The organism is Cellvibrio fontiphilus (assembly GCF_042646205.1).
GTDB lineage: Bacteria > Pseudomonadota > Gammaproteobacteria > Pseudomonadales > Cellvibrionaceae > Cellvibrio > Cellvibrio fontiphilus_A.
The window spans coordinates 38,275-54,204 of sequence record NZ_JBHRTF010000015.1 but is presented as its reverse complement, the minus strand read 5'-3'; the positions used below and the strand labels follow the sequence as shown (position 1 = coordinate 54,204).

Here is a 15,930-nt window from a genome sequence, read left to right as displayed (position 1 = left end):
TAAGTCATGCCCAAAATGGTCGAGCCTTAGATGTTGGGGCCTATTCCAGGCCCTGACTGACCCGTTTTTGATCCTGACATATAGTCCTGTTGAATCTATATAGGTGATCCTCCCCCATTTGCGCCAGTAAATAGCTTCTGGATTGATAAAAATTAACATCCAGCTTCTTGTTGTCAGATGGACAATAAGATATTCTAATTACATGACTGGCGTTATCTCATCGGTATTGGCCGATGTGCGCCCCTCCGCAGCCTATAAATTGATAAAACAAACGAGTCTCTATGCTGTTTCTTGGTATTGATGTTGGTAGCTCCTCGGTAAAGCTGTCGGTGCTGGATGGCGCCACCGGCAAAAGCCTGGGCGCGCTGTCGCACCCTGAATCTGAATTGGCGATTGCCAGCCCCGCCGTGGGTTTTGCTGAGCAACACCCGGACACCTGGTGGGATTGTGTGCGTCAGGGTTTGGCGCGTTTGGCCGCGCGCGACCAGATCAAATTGGAGCAGATCGATGCCATTGGCATCTCCTACCAAATGCACGGTTTGGTGTTGGTAGATAACCACCAACAGGTGCTGCGCCCGGCAATTATCTGGTGTGACAGCCGCGCTGTGCCGCTGGGTGAAAAAGCCCTGGCTGAATTGGGTAGCGATTACTGTTTTGAGCATCTATTAAATTCCCCCGGCAATTTCACCGCCGCCAAATTGCGCTGGGTGCAGGAAAACCAACCGGATATTTTTGCGCGCATCCACAAAATGATGCTGCCCGGTGATTTTATTGCGATGAAATTATCCGGCGTGATCAACACCACGGCCTCAGGTTTATCCGAAGGCACACTGTGGGATTTCAAACACAACCGTGTTGCCACTGAATTGTTAAATCACTGGGGTATTTCAGCGGATTTAATTCCTGATCTAGTGCCCAGTTTTGGTGTGCAATCCATAGTGAGCGATGCCGTCGCCGCTGAATTGGGTTTGCGCAGCGGCGTGAAAATTTGTTATCGCGCCGGCGATCAGCCCAACAACGCTTTTAGTTTGAATGTATTGCAGCCCGGTGAAGTCGCGGCAACCGCGGGCACCTCCGGCGTGATTTACGGTGTGACCGATCAACCGGCAGCCGATGTGCAATCGCGCGTAAATACATTTTTGCATGTCACCAATACCGAAGCCGAAAAACGCAACGGCGTATTGGTCTGTGTGAATGGCTGCGGCCGTTTGTATTCCTGGTTGCGTCAAACCCTCGGCGAAGCCGGTGCAACTCCCTCCTACCCGCAATTAAACGCACTGGCGCAAGCCGTGCCTGTGGGTAGTGAAGGTTTGTTGTTCCATCCCTTTGGCAATGGTGCCGAGCGAATTTTCCAAAATAAAAATCCAGGTGCGCAATTGCGCAATCTGGATTTCAACCGCCACGGTTTGGGGCACATGGTACGCGCCGCGCAAGAGGGGATAGTGTTCTCGCTCAATCAGGGCTTTGATGTATTGAAGTCATTAGGTGGCAGCTGCGAGGTAGTGCGCGCCGGCAAGGGCAATATGTTTTTGAGTGAGGTGTTTGCACAAACTTTTGCCAACACCACACAAGCAGCAGTAGAAATGTTTGAAACCGACGGCGCCGAAGGTGCTGCGCGCGCCGCCGCGTTAGGCAGTGGTTATTACGCCTCGGCCAGTGAAGCTTTTACCGGTTTACATCGCTTGAATGTGATTGAACCGCAAGCGCAGTTTTTTGCGCAATATCAGGATGCCTACCAACACTGGTGTGAACTTTTGCCGCGTTAAGTGCGCGCAAAAAAACTGGTGCAGTAAGCGAATTTTTTTACAGCAAAACCCAACAAGGTGAACCCTATGAGTATTGTTCTCGGTAGTAAAGAATACTTCCCCGGTATCGGAAAAATTGGTTACGAAGGCGCTGATTCCGATAACCCACTGGCTTTTAAATACTACGACGAGAATCGTGTAGTTGCCGGTAAAACCATGAAAGAGCACTTCAGATTTGCCACCTGCTACTGGCACAGTTTCTGCGGCGCCGGCCACGATCCGTTTGGCCCAGGCACTAAAGTATTCCCCTGGATGGCAACACAAGATCCAATCGCGCGCGCGCGCGAAAAAATGGATGCCGCGTTTGAATTTATCACCAAGTTGGGCACCCCTTATTACTGCTTCCATGATATCGACTTGGTTGATGAAGGCAGCAGCCGTGCAGAAACTTCACAGCGTTTGCAAACCATCGTTGAATACGCCAAAGAGAAACAAAAAGCCTCTGGTGTGAAATTGTTGTGGGGCACTGCCAACCTGTTTTCTAACCCACGCTACATGAACGGCGCTTCAACTAACCCCGATTTCAACGTAGTGGCTTACGCCGGTGCACAATTGAAAGATGCACTGGATGCAACCATTGCCCTGAACGGTGAAAACTACGTGTTCTGGGGCGGCCGTGAAGGCTACATGAGCTTGCTCAACACCGACATGAAACGCGAGCAAGAACACTTGGCGCGCTTCCTGACCATGGCTCGCGATTATGCGCGCGGCCAAGGCTTTAAAGGTTACTTCTTCATCGAGCCAAAGCCGATGGAGCCATCCAAGCACCAATACGATTTTGATGCGGAAACCGTTATCGGCTTCTTGCGTCACCACGGTTTGGATAAAGATTTCAAACTGAACCTGGAAACCAACCACGCGACCCTCGCTGGCCACACCATGTGTCACGACATGCAAGCCGCTGCTAATGCCGGCATGTTGGGTTCACTGGATGCCAACCGTGGCGATTACCAAAACGCTTGGGACACTGACCAGTTCCCTTACAACATCAACGAAACCGTTGAGATGATGTTGGTATTCCTGCGCGCTGGCGGCCTGCAAGGTGGCGGTGTGAACTTTGATGCAAAAGTGCGTCGCAATTCACCGGACCCAGTAGATATGTTCTACGGCCATATCGGCGGCATGGACACCTTCGCTCGTGCGCTGTTGATTGCTGATGATTTGTTGCAAAAGTCACCACTGGAAGGCATGCGTAAAGAGCGTTATGCCTCTTTTGATTCAGGCAATGGTGCTGCTTACGAGCAAGGCAAACTGACCCTGCAACAACTGGCTGAGCTTGGCAACAAAGGTGGCGAAGTCACCCTGCAAAGTGGTCGTCAGGAACTCTACGAAAACATTATCAACCGCTACATTCGTTAATTGCCGGTTCGTTAATCACTGGCTTTTATTCGCTTTTTTTGGTGCGGGCACTGCCTGCACCAAATGCTCTAGCAAAGCCTCTGCCGCTACAGCATCTGCAATTTGCGGGTGTTGCTAGCGGCTTTTTTTGCTTTGTATTTCGCAGACTGTTGTGTGGGCTCTGGTGTCTTGTGCGCGGCTCTTTTATGCTGTTTTGGCAAACCGGCATGACCAGAATCCATCGCGAGCACAAAAGGAATCTCCAGTGAATAAAATCAGCGCATTACCGGAAGCGGCCACATCCTCCAGATTCGCCTCATCCAAATTAACTCTGCCCAAATTGTCAGTGTGTGGCGTAAAAGCTATAGCCCTTGGCGGGTTGATATTTACCTTGGCTGCCTGTGGCGGGGGCAACAGCACAGTGCTTGGCCCCAAGCCGGTGAAAAATGACACCGGCGGGTCATCAGGTGTCTATGAGTCATCAGATAAGTTTGCCAATCTCTGCGAAGCACCGCGCAGCGGGCGCAGCCAATTTACTAACATCGCCTTCCCCGATAAAAGAGGTACGCGCACGGACGAAAAGAACTTTCTGCGCTCCTGGACCAATGAAACCTATTTGTGGTTCGACGAAGTGACGGATCGCTCGCCCACTGTGGCAAGTGAAACCCCGCAAGATTATTTCATGCTGTTAAAAACCAATCGCACTACCAGCTCAGGTGCGCCCAAAGATAATTTCCATTTTTATGAGCCAACGGCGGATGCCGAAGCCTGGGAGGCAGGCATTAGCTACGACTATGGCTATCGCCTGAAAGTTTATTCCAGTACGCCGCCGCGCCGCTTTTATATCGCCTATGTGGAGCCGGGTTCGCCGGCCGCAAATGCCGGCGTGCAGCGCGGTGATCGCGTTATAAAAATCGATAACTACGATTTAATTAATGAAAATAGCGATGCAGGTTTAAACGCGCTGAATGAAGGTTTATTTCCCAGTGTATTGGGCGCCGCGCATAATTTTGAATTGCAAGCAACCGACGGCACCACCAAAAATGTCAGTTTGCAATCTGCCCAAATCGATAGCAAAACTGTATTAAAAACAGCGGTGTTGGACACTAGCACTGGCCCCGTGGGTTATCTGGTGTTTAACACCCACGTGGAAAAATCCCAGGATGAATGGGTTGTTGCCATCAATCAATTACAACAAGCCGGCGTGAGTGATTTGGTGTTGGATTTGCGCTACAACGGTGGCGGTTTGTTATCCATTGCCAGCCTTGCCTCCTACATGATTAGCGGCAGCAATGTTGCCGGTAAAGTGTTTTACGAACAAATTCAAAATTCCAAACAGCCACGGCTGGAGCCATTCCCGTTTTTGGATGAAGGTATTTACGGTTTAAATCGCAACCTGGCTTTGCCCACATTAAATTTAAATCGTGTTTACATTCTCTCCAGTGAATCCACTTGCTCGGCGAGCGAGGCCATTATTAACGGCTTGCGCGGTGCCAATGTGCAGGTGTTCTTAATTGGCGGAACTACGTGTGGTAAACCCTATGGCTTTTACCCGGAACATAATTGCGGCACCACCTATTACACCATCCAACTTAAAGGGGCTAACGCCAAAGGTTTTGGTGAGTACAGCGATGGTTTTATTCCATCCAATAGCGACAACGGCACCACGCGGATTAAAGGTTGCAGCGCAGAGGATGATCTGACCCGCCAACTCGGCGACGCCAATGAAACTATGCTCGCCACCGCACTGCGCTTTCGCGCAACAGGAAGTTGCGCCGCCACCGTCACCCGCAACCTGCAAAAAACGCAGGCCGAAGCGGAGCAGGGGGAATTTATTTTGCCTGAGATACGAAAAATTATGGTGTTGGATAAATAGCGTTAGTGAATTGCAAAAAGGCTTCCCACAGTGGAAGCCTTTTTGTTTGTAGCTAATCAGTTGATTTTTCTAAATGCAGAGTACTTATCAATATGCCTACACAAAAATTAACGCCTGAACAACTTGCCGGGGCATTGGTCGCGCTGAATCAAACTGCAAGTGGTTGGTCACTTCACAATGAAAAACTCACTAAAGAATATAAATTTACTCATTTTCAACATGCCTTTGGTTTTATGACTATCTGCGCTCTTTATTGTGAAAAAGTGAATCATCACCCGGAGTGGAGCAATGTTTACAATCGGGTCAATGTACAACTGACCACGCACGATGCAGGTGGTGTTAGCGACAAGGATTTGGCGCTGGCGCAGCAGATGGATGGAGTCTATGCCTCGCTTTCACGCTGATTGAATCACCAAAAAATAGGGATGAATCACGCGTGATTATTTGAAATACTGCGGCAAATGCTATTCACGGGGCCGTTATGACACCGCTATTTTCACGCTTGTTTATCTTGTTGGTGGCGTTATTTTTTACTTTGCCTGCCAATGCTTTTCCCGCCAAAGGCAAGTTGCTTTATCAATCAAGCATGCGCGATAAAGAATCGGTGGCCAACTGGATAATGGAAGGCAATGCGCAGGTAAAATTTCGCGCTGGTTGGATGGAAATGTTTTCCCCGCAACAATCTGCGCACCATGTGTTTTGGTGCCCGCAGGATTTTCCCGACAGTTTTATCGCTAGCTGGGAGGTACAAAACCTCGCGACTGATGCCGGATTATTGATTGTATTTTTTGCCGCACGCGGCGAAAACGGCGAGGATATTTTTGCGCCCACCTTACCCGCGCGCGACGGCACTTTTACCCAATACACCAACGGCAAGATAAAAAATTATCACATCTCCTATTACGCCAATGTCGCCCATGAACCGGGGCGAGTCCACGCTAACTTGCGCAAAAATAACACCTTCAGTTTGCTACAGTCCGGCAGCGAGGGCATTCCGACCCAATCCACCGCCATCCATAAAATCACCCTGATAAAACAGGGCGCGCATATTCGTCTGCTAATTGATGGGCGCAGCGTGATTGATTACATCGATAACCAATCGCTCATTAACGATGTCGATACCGGCGGCCCGCTGGCCGGCGGAAAAATCGGTTTCCGCCAAATGCAGTGGAGCCATTTCCGCTATCGCAATTTTCAGGTGTGGGGATTAAACGTCGGTGATGAATGATATTGAGCTGCTGAGCCGCGTGGTGGCCAGTATTAAATTGCCGGGCTTTAACGCTCACCTCATGCGGTGCCGACGTGCTTCGGGGGCGGGAGAGCTGAGTGGTATTTCTGGAAAAATGCTGATCAAAATAGAAAATGGTAAACACTTCTACGAATTCGAGTATGCCTTTTCTGAAGCCTAGTGTTGTTATTGCAGTTAATTATTAACTGGTTGCTTGTTTCGCAAGGCTCGCTCCAAAACCAAAAAAACGCCCAAGCAAAAAATTGCTTGGGCGTTTTTATTTATGCCGTTAAATCTTAAAAACTCAAACGCAAATTCAACTTGGCCAAACGGCTGGGCGCAGGGAAGCCTATGTCGGTGTAGTAGGTTTCGTCGGCGAGGTTTTCCAGGGTTAAACCCAGCTGGGTGTTGGCATTAATATTCCAGCGGATGTTGGCGTCGATGCGGTGGTAGGCATCCAGAATTTCTTCTGCGCCGGTGCCGGTGTAGCGGCTTACGGCAAAGCGTTCATCTACGCGCAAATAATTCAGGTTAAGTGACCAGACATTATTGATGGTGTAGTAAAACGCGCTGCCGTAGGTGGCTTGTGGGCGGCCTAAGAGGTGTGTTTCCGAACTGGGCATGTCGATATCGGCATAACTGCCGTGAACGCGCCAGTGCAGGTTTTGCAGCAATTGCCAATTGAGTTCCGCCTCCACGCCTTGGGTTTTTACCGGTGAACGATTAACGTTGGTATTGTTTTCACCATCGTAATCAATCAGGTTTTTGTATTTGTGGTGAAACACACTCAAACGCGTGCTGATTAAATCGCGATTGTATTCAAAACCAGTGTCGCTGGTAGTGACCGTTTCTTCCACTAAATCTGCATTGCCGACAAACGGGTGGCCGAGCGCAAAAAAGCTGGGCAATTTAAACCCTTGGCCCCAGTTGGCAAACCAGGAAATGTTGTCGTTAATTTTGTAACGCGTACCTATGTGGCCCGAGTCATTGGCGGCAACATTATCGGCATCGTCGCGGCGCAGACTGGCTTGTATTAACCAATTATCCGTTGCGTAAGCATTTAAATTAATAAAGGCGCTGTTGATTTCGCGCTCTAATGCAAAATTTAACGGGAACACTTCAGGCGCGAATAAATAACCTTCGCTGATGCCATCTTCACGTTTGGTTTCTAGGCCAATATTTGCCCAGATTTTTTGTTGATCACCGAGGGTATTGATCCAGCTAAATTGGGTGCGTTCAAAATCGATAATGGCGCCGTTGGGCGGAACGGCATCAAAAGGCAAAATGCCGGGTGAAGTTTGGTTTTCATCGCGTCGATACCAGCTCGCGCTGGTTTTACTTTGCCAAACATTATTGACCTGCATGGTCCAGCTGAGTGCTGCACTTTTATCGGTGTATTCGCCTTCATCTAAATCCGGTTGCTGTGCATATTCCGGGCCGCCACTTTGTTCGGGGAAGCTGGTGCGTTCGCCATCAAAATAGCGATAACTAAAATTCAGTGCGTGATTTTCTTGCTGCCAATTCAAGCGGCCTGAAAATTCTTTATTTTTTGCGGTGCTACCGGCAACCGGTTCACCGGCGTCAGTGGTTTGAAGTGTGAATGCGTAACCCACTTGGCCGATGGCGCCACTTGCCGTAACGCCGGTACTGGCGTAATCGTCTTCACCGATACTGGCATTCAAGGTAGTGGATTTTTTGCCCGGGGTTTGGGTGATGATGTGAATGACACCGGCGAGTGCATCGGAGCCGTAAATGGCCGATTGTGCGCCGCGAATAATTTCAATGCGCTCGATGGATTCGATGTTAATACCTTTCAAATCGAATGCGCCGCCACGGGTATTGGTGGGGTCATTTAATTGCACACCATCGAGTAAAACCAATGTGTGGTTTGCTTCGGCGCCGCGCAAATTAATGGAGGTAACTCCGCCGGGGCCACCTTGTTCTTCCACCCATAAACTGGGAATTTGACGCAGGGCATCAATCAAACTGTGATTGCTCAGTCGCAATAATTGCTCTTGATTTAACACCGAGACGGACGAAGAAAGTTGTTCGTTGGTGACCGGGTTGTAACTGCCGGTAATGATTAATTCTTCGGTGGCGGATACTGCGGGCAGGGTGACTAGTGCTGCAATTAGCGGCGTCAAACGGAAGTGTTTCATATAAAGCCTTTTATAAAATTAAAAATACCGATCCATCAGACGTGAAAAAGCCGGATGGCGGTGTTTGCTCTGGGGCTATCCGTTGAGCAAACACCGGTGTCCGGCTTCTACCTTACAAGGTGCAACAGCGAGAAACTATTTTTTCGCTGCGGGAAATTTATAGAGTGTGTAATAAGCCTCCATTTTCTCCGGTGCATCTTTCGCAAACAGTGTTTTGCTGTTGAGGTTGGCATGATACACCCGTGCGGTTTGCTGTGGGTGAACCTTGGCTTGCGCGAGCGAAGCTAAATCTATCTCGATAGATTTGCGGTCAGCACTGATGCGCAGAGCTTTGATGGTTTCTTTTTGCATGCCCAACTCATCCGAACCGTATTCGGCAGCATCGCGATATACCCATGACTCCAGCGCCAGCAGTGATTGCAATTGCTCGGCGGTGATTTGCGCGGCCAGTGGCTGGGTTAATTGCAGGCTAAAGCCAGTGGGTGTTGCCAGCATTTCGGTAATCGCCGGTGCGACGGTTTTGCCATCCCAGACTATGCGTTGCAAGCTCGCGACGTGACCACCTTTCGCCTGCCAGCCGCGACCGGTTTGGCCGAGTAACAGGCTGCCATCTTTCAGGAACAGTGGGCGCATAACGCCGGATTCCAAACCATCGATAAACGGCATCACACTGCCTTGCTCTTTGCCATCCACGCTTTGCACCGCAATGCGCAGCAGGTTGGATTGGGTTTGATCGCCCATCAACATCTGCCCAGCGTAGGGGCCGAACTTGCCTTTGGTGGTGTCCCACGCCGGGTGGCCGGGTGAGTTGGCAACGCGGTTGTGTGGCAGCAGGATGATCGCATCGGCGCGTTTATCGAACATGCTATCGCGGGTTTTTTCTGCCATCTCCGGGGTTACGCCCGGCAGGTCAACCAAGGCCGATGGGTGGCCGTAGTAGGCATCTTTTTCGATCACAAAGATCTTGGAGGTGCTCATGTACTCGCCCTGGTTATCCGAGTACCAGAGGCGGCCGTCCGGTGAGGTACCCAAACCGGCGGGGCTGCGCAGGCCATAAGCCCAGGGGGTGAATTTGCCGTTGGGTTCTACACGAATATTCCAGCCGCCCAAGCCGCCCTCGGTGCCCATGTACTGGCCGCCGGCCTTGTAGCTGGAGCCAGCTTCGTTGTGGGCGAGGTTGAGGCTAATGTAATAGGCGCCATCGCTGCCACGTGCCGGGCCGTGCATATAGGTGTGATAGTTGCCGTGGTAGGAGTGGGCATCGAACAGGGTGTCAAACTTGTCCGCCACGCCATCGCCATTGGTATCGCTGATGCGCGTCAATTCGGCTTTTTGGCCGACAACAACGGTAAGGCCTTTTTTGTCCTCGGCGATTACGCCCAAACTGTCAAAAGTGCCTTCGGCAAACAATTGCCATTGGCCTTTCACCATGCGCCAAATACCGGCGGTGCGGGTGGCGATTACGACTGTGTTGTCTTCCGTCAGGCTTAAACCCAGGGCTTCAAACAATTGCTCGCGGCCAAAATTATCTTTGGGCGGGTAGTAACTTTCCACTTTGTAACCGGTAGGCATATTGGCTTTGGATTCGGTGATTTTTACCGGTTGTTTATAGTGGTTGAACTTCACTACTTCCGGGCGCCAAGGGTTGTTTGCCAGAGTCATTTTGGCGCTCAGGCTGGCGTTGATTTTACCGGCGGGCAAAGTCCATTGTTGGTTGGCGATTTGGCCTTGTTTACTGCTGATGTTTTGCAGTGCATCGCCATTGAGCGCGAAGCTTTGTGGGCTGGCCAGCTCCCCCTTAACGGTGACGGTCACATTGCCATCGGCAGCGATACTGGTCTGGATCTCCAGGGTGTTTTTGCCTACACGATATTTGAAGCTGGGCAGTTGCTGCTTCTGTTTGGAGTCGCGGAAATAACCCAAAAATTGTGCGTCCATCGCGGCCACGCGGGGCAGGTGGTCCTCTTTGCTCTCCAGTGAGGCTTTTACAGTGGCGGCATCGCCATACTGGGCTTCTTTAAAGGAGAAATCGATCACTTCGCCTTTGGCATTGAGTGGCGCCAGCAAAAAGGCTTTGCTGCCCAGGCTGATCTCGCGGCTTTCAAAGCCCATTTTCAAACCCTTGCCACCGCGATTCAAAAACTCGCCGCTCATATCCAAAAAGCCACCTTGCCAGATTTTGGTGATGGCCAGCAGGCGCGGGTCAAAGGTGTAGTTCACGCCCCAAGGGGTGCCAACGTGGATGGCGCGACCGGAGCTGCCAAAACCATCGCTCAGCACCATAGGGCCGCGCTGGATGCGCACTTCATCGCCCACCAAAAATTGCAGGCGGTCTTTTACCGGGTCGTATTCTTCCGCGCCAGTCTGCGCCAGTAGTTTGATGGCTGGGCCTTGTTCGGCGGGCGGGTTCAGTGTGGCCAGGTAATCGCCAATGGCATCGATTTGTACATCACTTAATACCTGGGCGGAAAAGGCGGGCATGATCGGCAAATAGGGCTCGCCTTTTTTGGCGCCACTCTCTGAAATTGCAAGCTGGGCTTCGGGTTCACGCAGGCTGCGGTGCAGGTATTGGCGATCCGCTTTTACGGTAAAACGATGGCCTTCGCCGCCCTCGACCACTTCGCGGTTGCGCGGCTCGCGTTTAAATAGGCCGTAGAGGTTAGGGCCGGTGCTGACACCGCTGTCATCTGCGGACACCAAATGGCAGGCGTTACAGCCTACAGCGCCAAAGGTTTCTTTACCCAGGGCGACAAAATCCACCAGCTCTTTTTCATTGGTGGCTTCGCCGGAATTTTTGGGCACTGTTACTAACGAGAAATCCGCGCCTGCCAGGGTGAAATTGCGCAGCGCCATTTGGCCTTTTTTCACCAATAAGCTGGTGGGGCCGCCGGTGCCTTCCCAAGGAATGCTGGAGCCTTCGCTCAGGCCGGTGCGTATATCGTTAGTGAGCACTGGCTCACCGTTGATGGTGACTTCCAGAATCAGCGCCGGTTCGGTTTTGATGCTCGCCTCGTTGTAGCGCGGGGCGCGGAATTTGGCGCGCAAATGTTGCCACTCGTTGGTGACGTTTTTCAGTGGGACGGCGTAACGGCCTTGGATAAACAACTGCGCATCGCTGCCTTCAGTGACCAAAAACTCCATATCCAAGACCGAATCGCCCAGCCATTCGTGGGCGATCAGGTGCTCGCCATTGCTGGCGCTCAGCGCGAGTATATTGCCTTCTTTACTGTTGGGAGCCAGTTGCAGTTTGTTGCCCACGGCGCTGGCTTTGGTGGTAGTTACCCACGCCTTGTTTTCTTTAAAAAAATCCGCCGGGTTTTGCGCATAGAGCGGCAGGCTGCAGGCGATCAGGGAGCCAAGCAACGCGCTGCGCGAGAGCAATGTGCTTTTTTTACGTAGAGACATGATCAATACCGATACCAATTATGAAAAAAGCGCCGCAGGGTTAGCTGCGGCGCAAAGAAAGTGACAGTTCAGGCAAAACAAAAACTGTCAGCGGACAGATGAAAATCCGGTAGGCCTTAGAGTTTGCGCAGCCAAATGTTGCGGAAACTCACCGGGTTGCCGTGATCCTGCAGGCGGATCGGCGCACAACCGTGGGCTTTGTAAGAGGGCTTGCCAATCCACTCGGTGGCACCCTGGATTTCCACGTGGTTCTGTACCAGCACACCGTTGTGCAGTACGGTCACGTAACCGGGTTTGGCAAGTTTGTCGCCATCGAACTTGGGCGAGGTGAAAATAATGTCGTAGGTTTGCCACTCACCCGGCGCACGGGTAGCGTTAGCCAGTGGGATGGTTTGTTTATAAACCGATGCGGCCTGGCCGTTGGGGTAAGTTTTGTTGTTATGGGAATCCAATACCTGGATTTCATAACGCTCCTGGAAGAACACGCCGCTGTTACTGCGGCCCTGGCCTTCCAGCAATTTGCCATCGGCACCTTTGATGTCGGTGGGGGTTTTCCACTCGATATGCAGTTGCACATCGCAGAAGGATTCTTTGGTGCGTATGTCGCCTTTACCGGCGGCAACGGTCATTGCACCCTTGCCCAGAGTCCAGGCCGCGGCACCGCCGTTTACTGACTCCCATTGATTCAGGTCTTTGCCGTTGAAGAGTACCACTGCATCAGAAGGTACGCCTTTTGCCGGGGCAGAAACTACCGGCGGAACGGGTTCCCAGACTTCGGTTTCTTGTGCCAATTGCCAGGGTTCTTTTTTGGTTTCAGCCGCCATTGCCAGGCTGCCAAATGCACAGGCGACAAACGCAACAGCAGTCGGCGCCAGCGCCTTGGTCAGTAGAGTTTTTTTCATGGTGTGTTTTCCCTTGGGAGTTCAGGTCGTTGTTATGTTTTGTGTGGAGACAGGCTATATAGCTGCTCCCCTGCCAATCAGCGACAGGTTTTACACAGCTTGATCATTTATCTGATAGATGACGTGTTGATTAACACGTCTTAACAGACGCTGGCTGGCAGGTGCATCATGCTGCACCGCCAACCGCGTGGGAGGAGGGTGCAGCGGCCTAGCGAATATCCTGCCGGGCCAGCTGTTCGCGGCCCTGGCAATTTAAAAACTTGGAGGATGCCAGCCAGTGTTTATCAGGATAGTAGGAAAACAGAAATTGGTCGCCCTTGATGGTATCTATCACCTTGCGCGCTATGCCGTTGCGGACCGCCGGGCAGCCGTAACTACGCCCCAAGTGGCCCAGCTTTTGCGCCAGTTTTAAATCCACGTAAGGCGCGCCGTGGAACACGATTGCCCGCTCCATGGCTTTATCGTTAAAGCCTTCCTCCAATCCCTCCATGCGCAGCGAATAGCCGTTCGCGCCCATGTAGGTCTCCTTGGTGCGAAATAACCCCAGGCTGGTTTGCAGGCTGCCATAAGTATTGGAGAAGTGACGGGCAAAGTTTTCGCCGGTGTTTTTGCCGTGGGCGACCAGCTCATGGAACAGCAATTTGCCGCTCACCAAATCAAACACCCAGAGGCGTTTTTGGGTTGAGACCAGCGAGTAGTCGATCATGGTCAGGTTGCGCGCCGGTTCCATGCCGCTTTTGAGCGCGCAATCGAGCGCGGTCAGCGCCATGGAAATAACTTGCGGGTTGGCGCCGGGTGCCGCGCGGGTAAGGCGATCCAGCAAATTTAAAAAGGATTGGTCTTTGCCAAACGCAGGGTGCGTAAAAGGGTTGGCAGAATGGGTTTTAACGAGGTTCTGGTGTTGTGCCTGACCCGCGATCAGGTTTGGACAAAAACCGAGCAAAACGCTCAGGCCGGCCGAGAAAAACAAGGCCTTCAATGGTGAATACAGCATGCACACCCCGGACTATCTGGGTTATTGAAGTTGTAGCGGCCTTGCTCGGTGAATTATGTTTTACCCGATAACAGGGGTAAGATCTTGGAATGCTAGCATCATGAAAAAGCAGCGGCAAATATTAATTGATCAAAAAATATGCCGTTTCTAGACCGTTTTTAGTTTTATTGGGAAATACTTTGTTGTTTTTTAAGCATGCAGGAGCGTTAGTGTTATGCGGTTGGTGTTATTCGCCTTGGGCTTGGTGGCAAGCCTTTCTGTAGTGGCGCAATCAGTAGTGGCGCAATCGGCCAGGGATTCTGGTGCGCAATTGCGCGGTGCGGCCAATGGGTTGCTGGCAGCGGCGTTGGAAACCCGGATTCTGGGGCTGCAAACAGCTGCCGATGACCCGAATGTAGCTCCGCCCGTCAGCCCGGTAGCACCTGCAGTCAGCAGCTTTTATCAGCAGCGCGGTTTTCAGCCGGTATGGACTGAAACGCCCCGTTTGCAGGAGTTGATCACTGCCTTGGAGGGTTTGAGCGCCGATGGTCTGGACCCGGAGGACTACTCCATCAACTTTTTGCGGCAGATGTATGAACTGCTGGCCGCCGGCCGCACGCCGGAGTTGAGTGAGTTAGTGGAGTGGGAATTGCTGGCAACCAATGCCTACCTGCGCGCGCTCTATCATCTTTTTAACGGCAAGGTTGATCCCGCTGGCCTCGATCCCCAATGGAACTTCGAATTGCATGAACTGGCGCCTGAATGGGTGGCAGGGCTGATGAATGATGGCATCAGCTCGCGCAATATCGCCCAAAGTTTCGCCCAAACCCGGCCGCAGCACCCCACTTATGCCAGTTTGCAGGCCGGTTTGAGCCGCTACCGCGAATTTGCTGCCCAAGGCGGCTGGTTTGCGCTGCCCGCAGGCCCGACTCTCAAGCCCTGTATGGTCGACCCCCAGGTTGCACAACTGCGCGCGCGTTTGCGCGTGACGGGCGAGTATCAACCGGTAGCGGAAGCAGATCAGCAGCAGGCGGTTGCCAACTGCCTGGCGGCAAATGCGGCCTCCAGTGCCAAGGCCGCTGCCGCAGCCCAGAACAGCAGCACCGGTGCGAGCGACCACTCCTTGAGCAGTGCTGATGATTCAGTCAGCGTTGCGTCAAATAACAGCTCGGCGGCAGCCAGTGAAGACGGTTACGCGCTCGATCCGGCAGTAAGCGCGGAATTAGGCGAGCAGTTGGGCGATGCCACAAGTGCCGCTAGCTCCGCCGCTAGCAGTGCCCCGCCAATCAACCCCGATGAGGTATTTGATGAGTACCTAGTGAATGCGGTGAAGCAGTTCCAGCGCGATCAGTATTTGGAGGACGACGGTGCCGTAGGCCCGGCGACCCGCGCCGCACTGAATATTTCTGCCCATGCGCGGGTAGAGCAAATTCGCGTCAACCTGGACCGCGCCCGCTGGTTGTTGCACCACATCCCCGAGGAGTTGCTGTTGGTGGATATCGCCGGCTTCAAGGTGACTTATTTCCGCGGCGGCAAAGAACTGTGGAAATCCCGCGTGCAGGTGGGCATGTCGTACCGCACCACGCCGGTATTCAAGTCCGAGGTAAATTACATCACCCTCAACCCCACCTGGACGGTGCCGCCCACGATTTTGCGCAAGGATATACTGCCCAAGTTGCGCAAGGATCTCAGCTACCTGCGCGAGCACAATATCCGTGTGCTCGACAGCAATGGCCAACAGCTGGACCCGGCAACTATCGACTGGTCGCGCCCCGGCAACGTTACCCTGCGCCAGGATGCGGGTGATGACGCAGCGCTGGGCAAGGCGGTGATTCGCTTCCCCAACCCCTATGCGGTTTACCTGCACGATACCCCCCACCAAAAGCTATTCAATAAAAGCCAGCGCGCGTTTAGTTCGGGTTGCATCCGCGTAGAGCGCGCGTTGGAGTTGGTGGAGTTGCTGCTGGAGCAAACCCCGGGCTGGGATGAGGCGACCATCAACAAAACCCTGGCGACCGGCAAAACCCGCAACGTCACCCTCGCCAAACGGGTGCCCATCATGCTTGCCTATTGGACGGTGGATGCTGTGAGCGACACCAAAGTGGCCTTTAAGCCGGATATTTACGCGCGCGATGGCGCGGTGCTCGCGGCGTTGAATCGGCGCGTGAGCCAGCCGCTGATCCAGATAAAGGCAGAAGACTAGGTTTTAGCGAATTTAGTGGTTTTTTTAATGTGACAGGCTTG

General features: G+C 52.4%; 11 protein-coding genes. 7 read left to right on the top strand and 4 right to left on the bottom strand.

The window, feature by feature from the left end:
• The first annotated feature begins 281 nt into the window (after window positions 1–281).
• The 6 genes from ACFODX_RS16450 to ACFODX_RS16425 all read left to right on the top strand — a co-directional run bounded on the left by ACFODX_RS16450 (window position 282) and on the right by ACFODX_RS16425 (window position 6,428).
• Window positions 282–1,766, top strand: a complete 1,485-nt coding sequence (locus ACFODX_RS16450; RefSeq protein ID WP_378121174.1) for a xylulokinase — start codon at window positions 282–284, stop codon at window positions 1,764–1,766.
• A 66-nt stretch (window positions 1,767–1,832) separates the two neighbouring features.
• Complete coding sequence (gene xylA / locus ACFODX_RS16445; RefSeq protein WP_378121172.1) at window positions 1,833–3,164, top strand: xylose isomerase; 1,332 nt, start codon at window positions 1,833–1,835, stop codon at window positions 3,162–3,164.
• A 244-nt stretch (window positions 3,165–3,408) separates the two neighbouring features.
• On the top strand, window positions 3,409–5,019 hold the full coding sequence (locus tag ACFODX_RS16440; protein ID WP_378121170.1) for a S41 family peptidase: 1,611 nt from the start codon (window positions 3,409–3,411) through the stop codon (window positions 5,017–5,019).
• Between the two features lie 92 nt (window positions 5,020–5,111).
• Complete coding sequence (locus tag ACFODX_RS16435; protein ID WP_378121168.1) at window positions 5,112–5,423, top strand: 4a-hydroxytetrahydrobiopterin dehydratase; 312 nt, start codon at window positions 5,112–5,114, stop codon at window positions 5,421–5,423.
• Window positions 5,424–5,500: 77 nt separating this feature from the next.
• Window positions 5,501–6,247 (top strand): DUF1961 family protein, encoded by a 747-nt coding sequence (locus tag ACFODX_RS16430; protein ID WP_378121166.1) that lies wholly within the window; start codon window positions 5,501–5,503, stop codon window positions 6,245–6,247.
• Window positions 6,240–6,428: a DUF3224 domain-containing protein gene (locus tag ACFODX_RS16425; protein WP_378121287.1), complete on the top strand. Its 189-nt coding sequence runs from the start codon at window positions 6,240–6,242 to the stop codon at window positions 6,426–6,428. The genes ACFODX_RS16430 and ACFODX_RS16425 overlap by 8 nt, the downstream gene beginning before the upstream one ends.
• 115 nt (window positions 6,429–6,543) lie before the next feature.
• Here ACFODX_RS16425 and ACFODX_RS16420 read toward each other — a convergent pair whose 3' ends face one another.
• The 4 genes from ACFODX_RS16420 to ACFODX_RS16405 form a co-directional block, all read right to left on the bottom strand.
• Complete coding sequence (locus ACFODX_RS16420) at window positions 6,544–8,406, bottom strand: TonB-dependent receptor plug domain-containing protein (protein ID WP_378121164.1); 1,863 nt, start codon at window positions 8,404–8,406, stop codon at window positions 6,544–6,546.
• Window positions 8,407–8,541: 135 nt separating this feature from the next.
• Window positions 8,542–11,811 carry a DUF7133 domain-containing protein gene (locus ACFODX_RS16415; protein WP_378121162.1) on the bottom strand — a complete coding sequence of 1,090 codons (3,270 nt, stop codon included), beginning with the start codon at window positions 11,809–11,811 and terminating at the stop codon, window positions 8,542–8,544.
• A gap of 116 nt (window positions 11,812–11,927) precedes the next feature.
• The gene (locus tag ACFODX_RS16410) at window positions 11,928–12,713 is read right to left on the bottom strand and encodes a 3-keto-disaccharide hydrolase (protein WP_378121160.1); all 786 of its coding nucleotides are present in this window, start codon (window positions 12,711–12,713) and stop codon (window positions 11,928–11,930) included.
• Between the two features lie 208 nt (window positions 12,714–12,921).
• Window positions 12,922–13,707: a murein L,D-transpeptidase catalytic domain family protein gene (locus ACFODX_RS16405; protein WP_378121158.1), complete on the bottom strand. Its 786-nt coding sequence runs from the start codon at window positions 13,705–13,707 to the stop codon at window positions 12,922–12,924.
• Window positions 13,708–13,921: 214 nt separating this feature from the next.
• Between ACFODX_RS16405 and ACFODX_RS16400 the strand changes: the two genes are divergently transcribed.
• The gene (locus ACFODX_RS16400; protein ID WP_378121156.1) at window positions 13,922–15,889 is read left to right on the top strand and encodes a L,D-transpeptidase family protein; all 1,968 of its coding nucleotides are present in this window, start codon (window positions 13,922–13,924) and stop codon (window positions 15,887–15,889) included.
• Window positions 15,890–15,930: the final 41 nt, after the last annotated feature.

Coding starts and splice junctions, on each gene's coding strand:
- ACFODX_RS16415 (WP_378121162.1), bottom strand. CDS start 11,811: ATGTCTCTACGTAAAAAAAGCACATTGCTCTCGCGCAGCGCGTTGCTT.
- ACFODX_RS16410 (WP_378121160.1), bottom strand. CDS start 12,713: ATGAAAAAAACTCTACTGACCAAGGCGCTGGCGCCGACTGCTGTTGCG.
- ACFODX_RS16450 (WP_378121174.1), top strand. CDS start 282: ATGCTGTTTCTTGGTATTGATGTTGGTAGCTCCTCGGTAAAGCTGTCG.
- xylA (WP_378121172.1), top strand. CDS start 1,833: ATGAGTATTGTTCTCGGTAGTAAAGAATACTTCCCCGGTATCGGAAAA.
- ACFODX_RS16425 (WP_378121287.1), top strand. CDS start 6,240: ATGAATGATATTGAGCTGCTGAGCCGCGTGGTGGCCAGTATTAAATTG.
- ACFODX_RS16420 (WP_378121164.1), bottom strand. CDS start 8,406: ATGAAACACTTCCGTTTGACGCCGCTAATTGCAGCACTAGTCACCCTG.
- ACFODX_RS16430 (WP_378121166.1), top strand. CDS start 5,501: ATGACACCGCTATTTTCACGCTTGTTTATCTTGTTGGTGGCGTTATTT.
- ACFODX_RS16435 (WP_378121168.1), top strand. CDS start 5,112: ATGCCTACACAAAAATTAACGCCTGAACAACTTGCCGGGGCATTGGTC.
- ACFODX_RS16400 (WP_378121156.1), top strand. CDS start 13,922: ATGCGGTTGGTGTTATTCGCCTTGGGCTTGGTGGCAAGCCTTTCTGTA.
- ACFODX_RS16405 (WP_378121158.1), bottom strand. CDS start 13,707: ATGCTGTATTCACCATTGAAGGCCTTGTTTTTCTCGGCCGGCCTGAGC.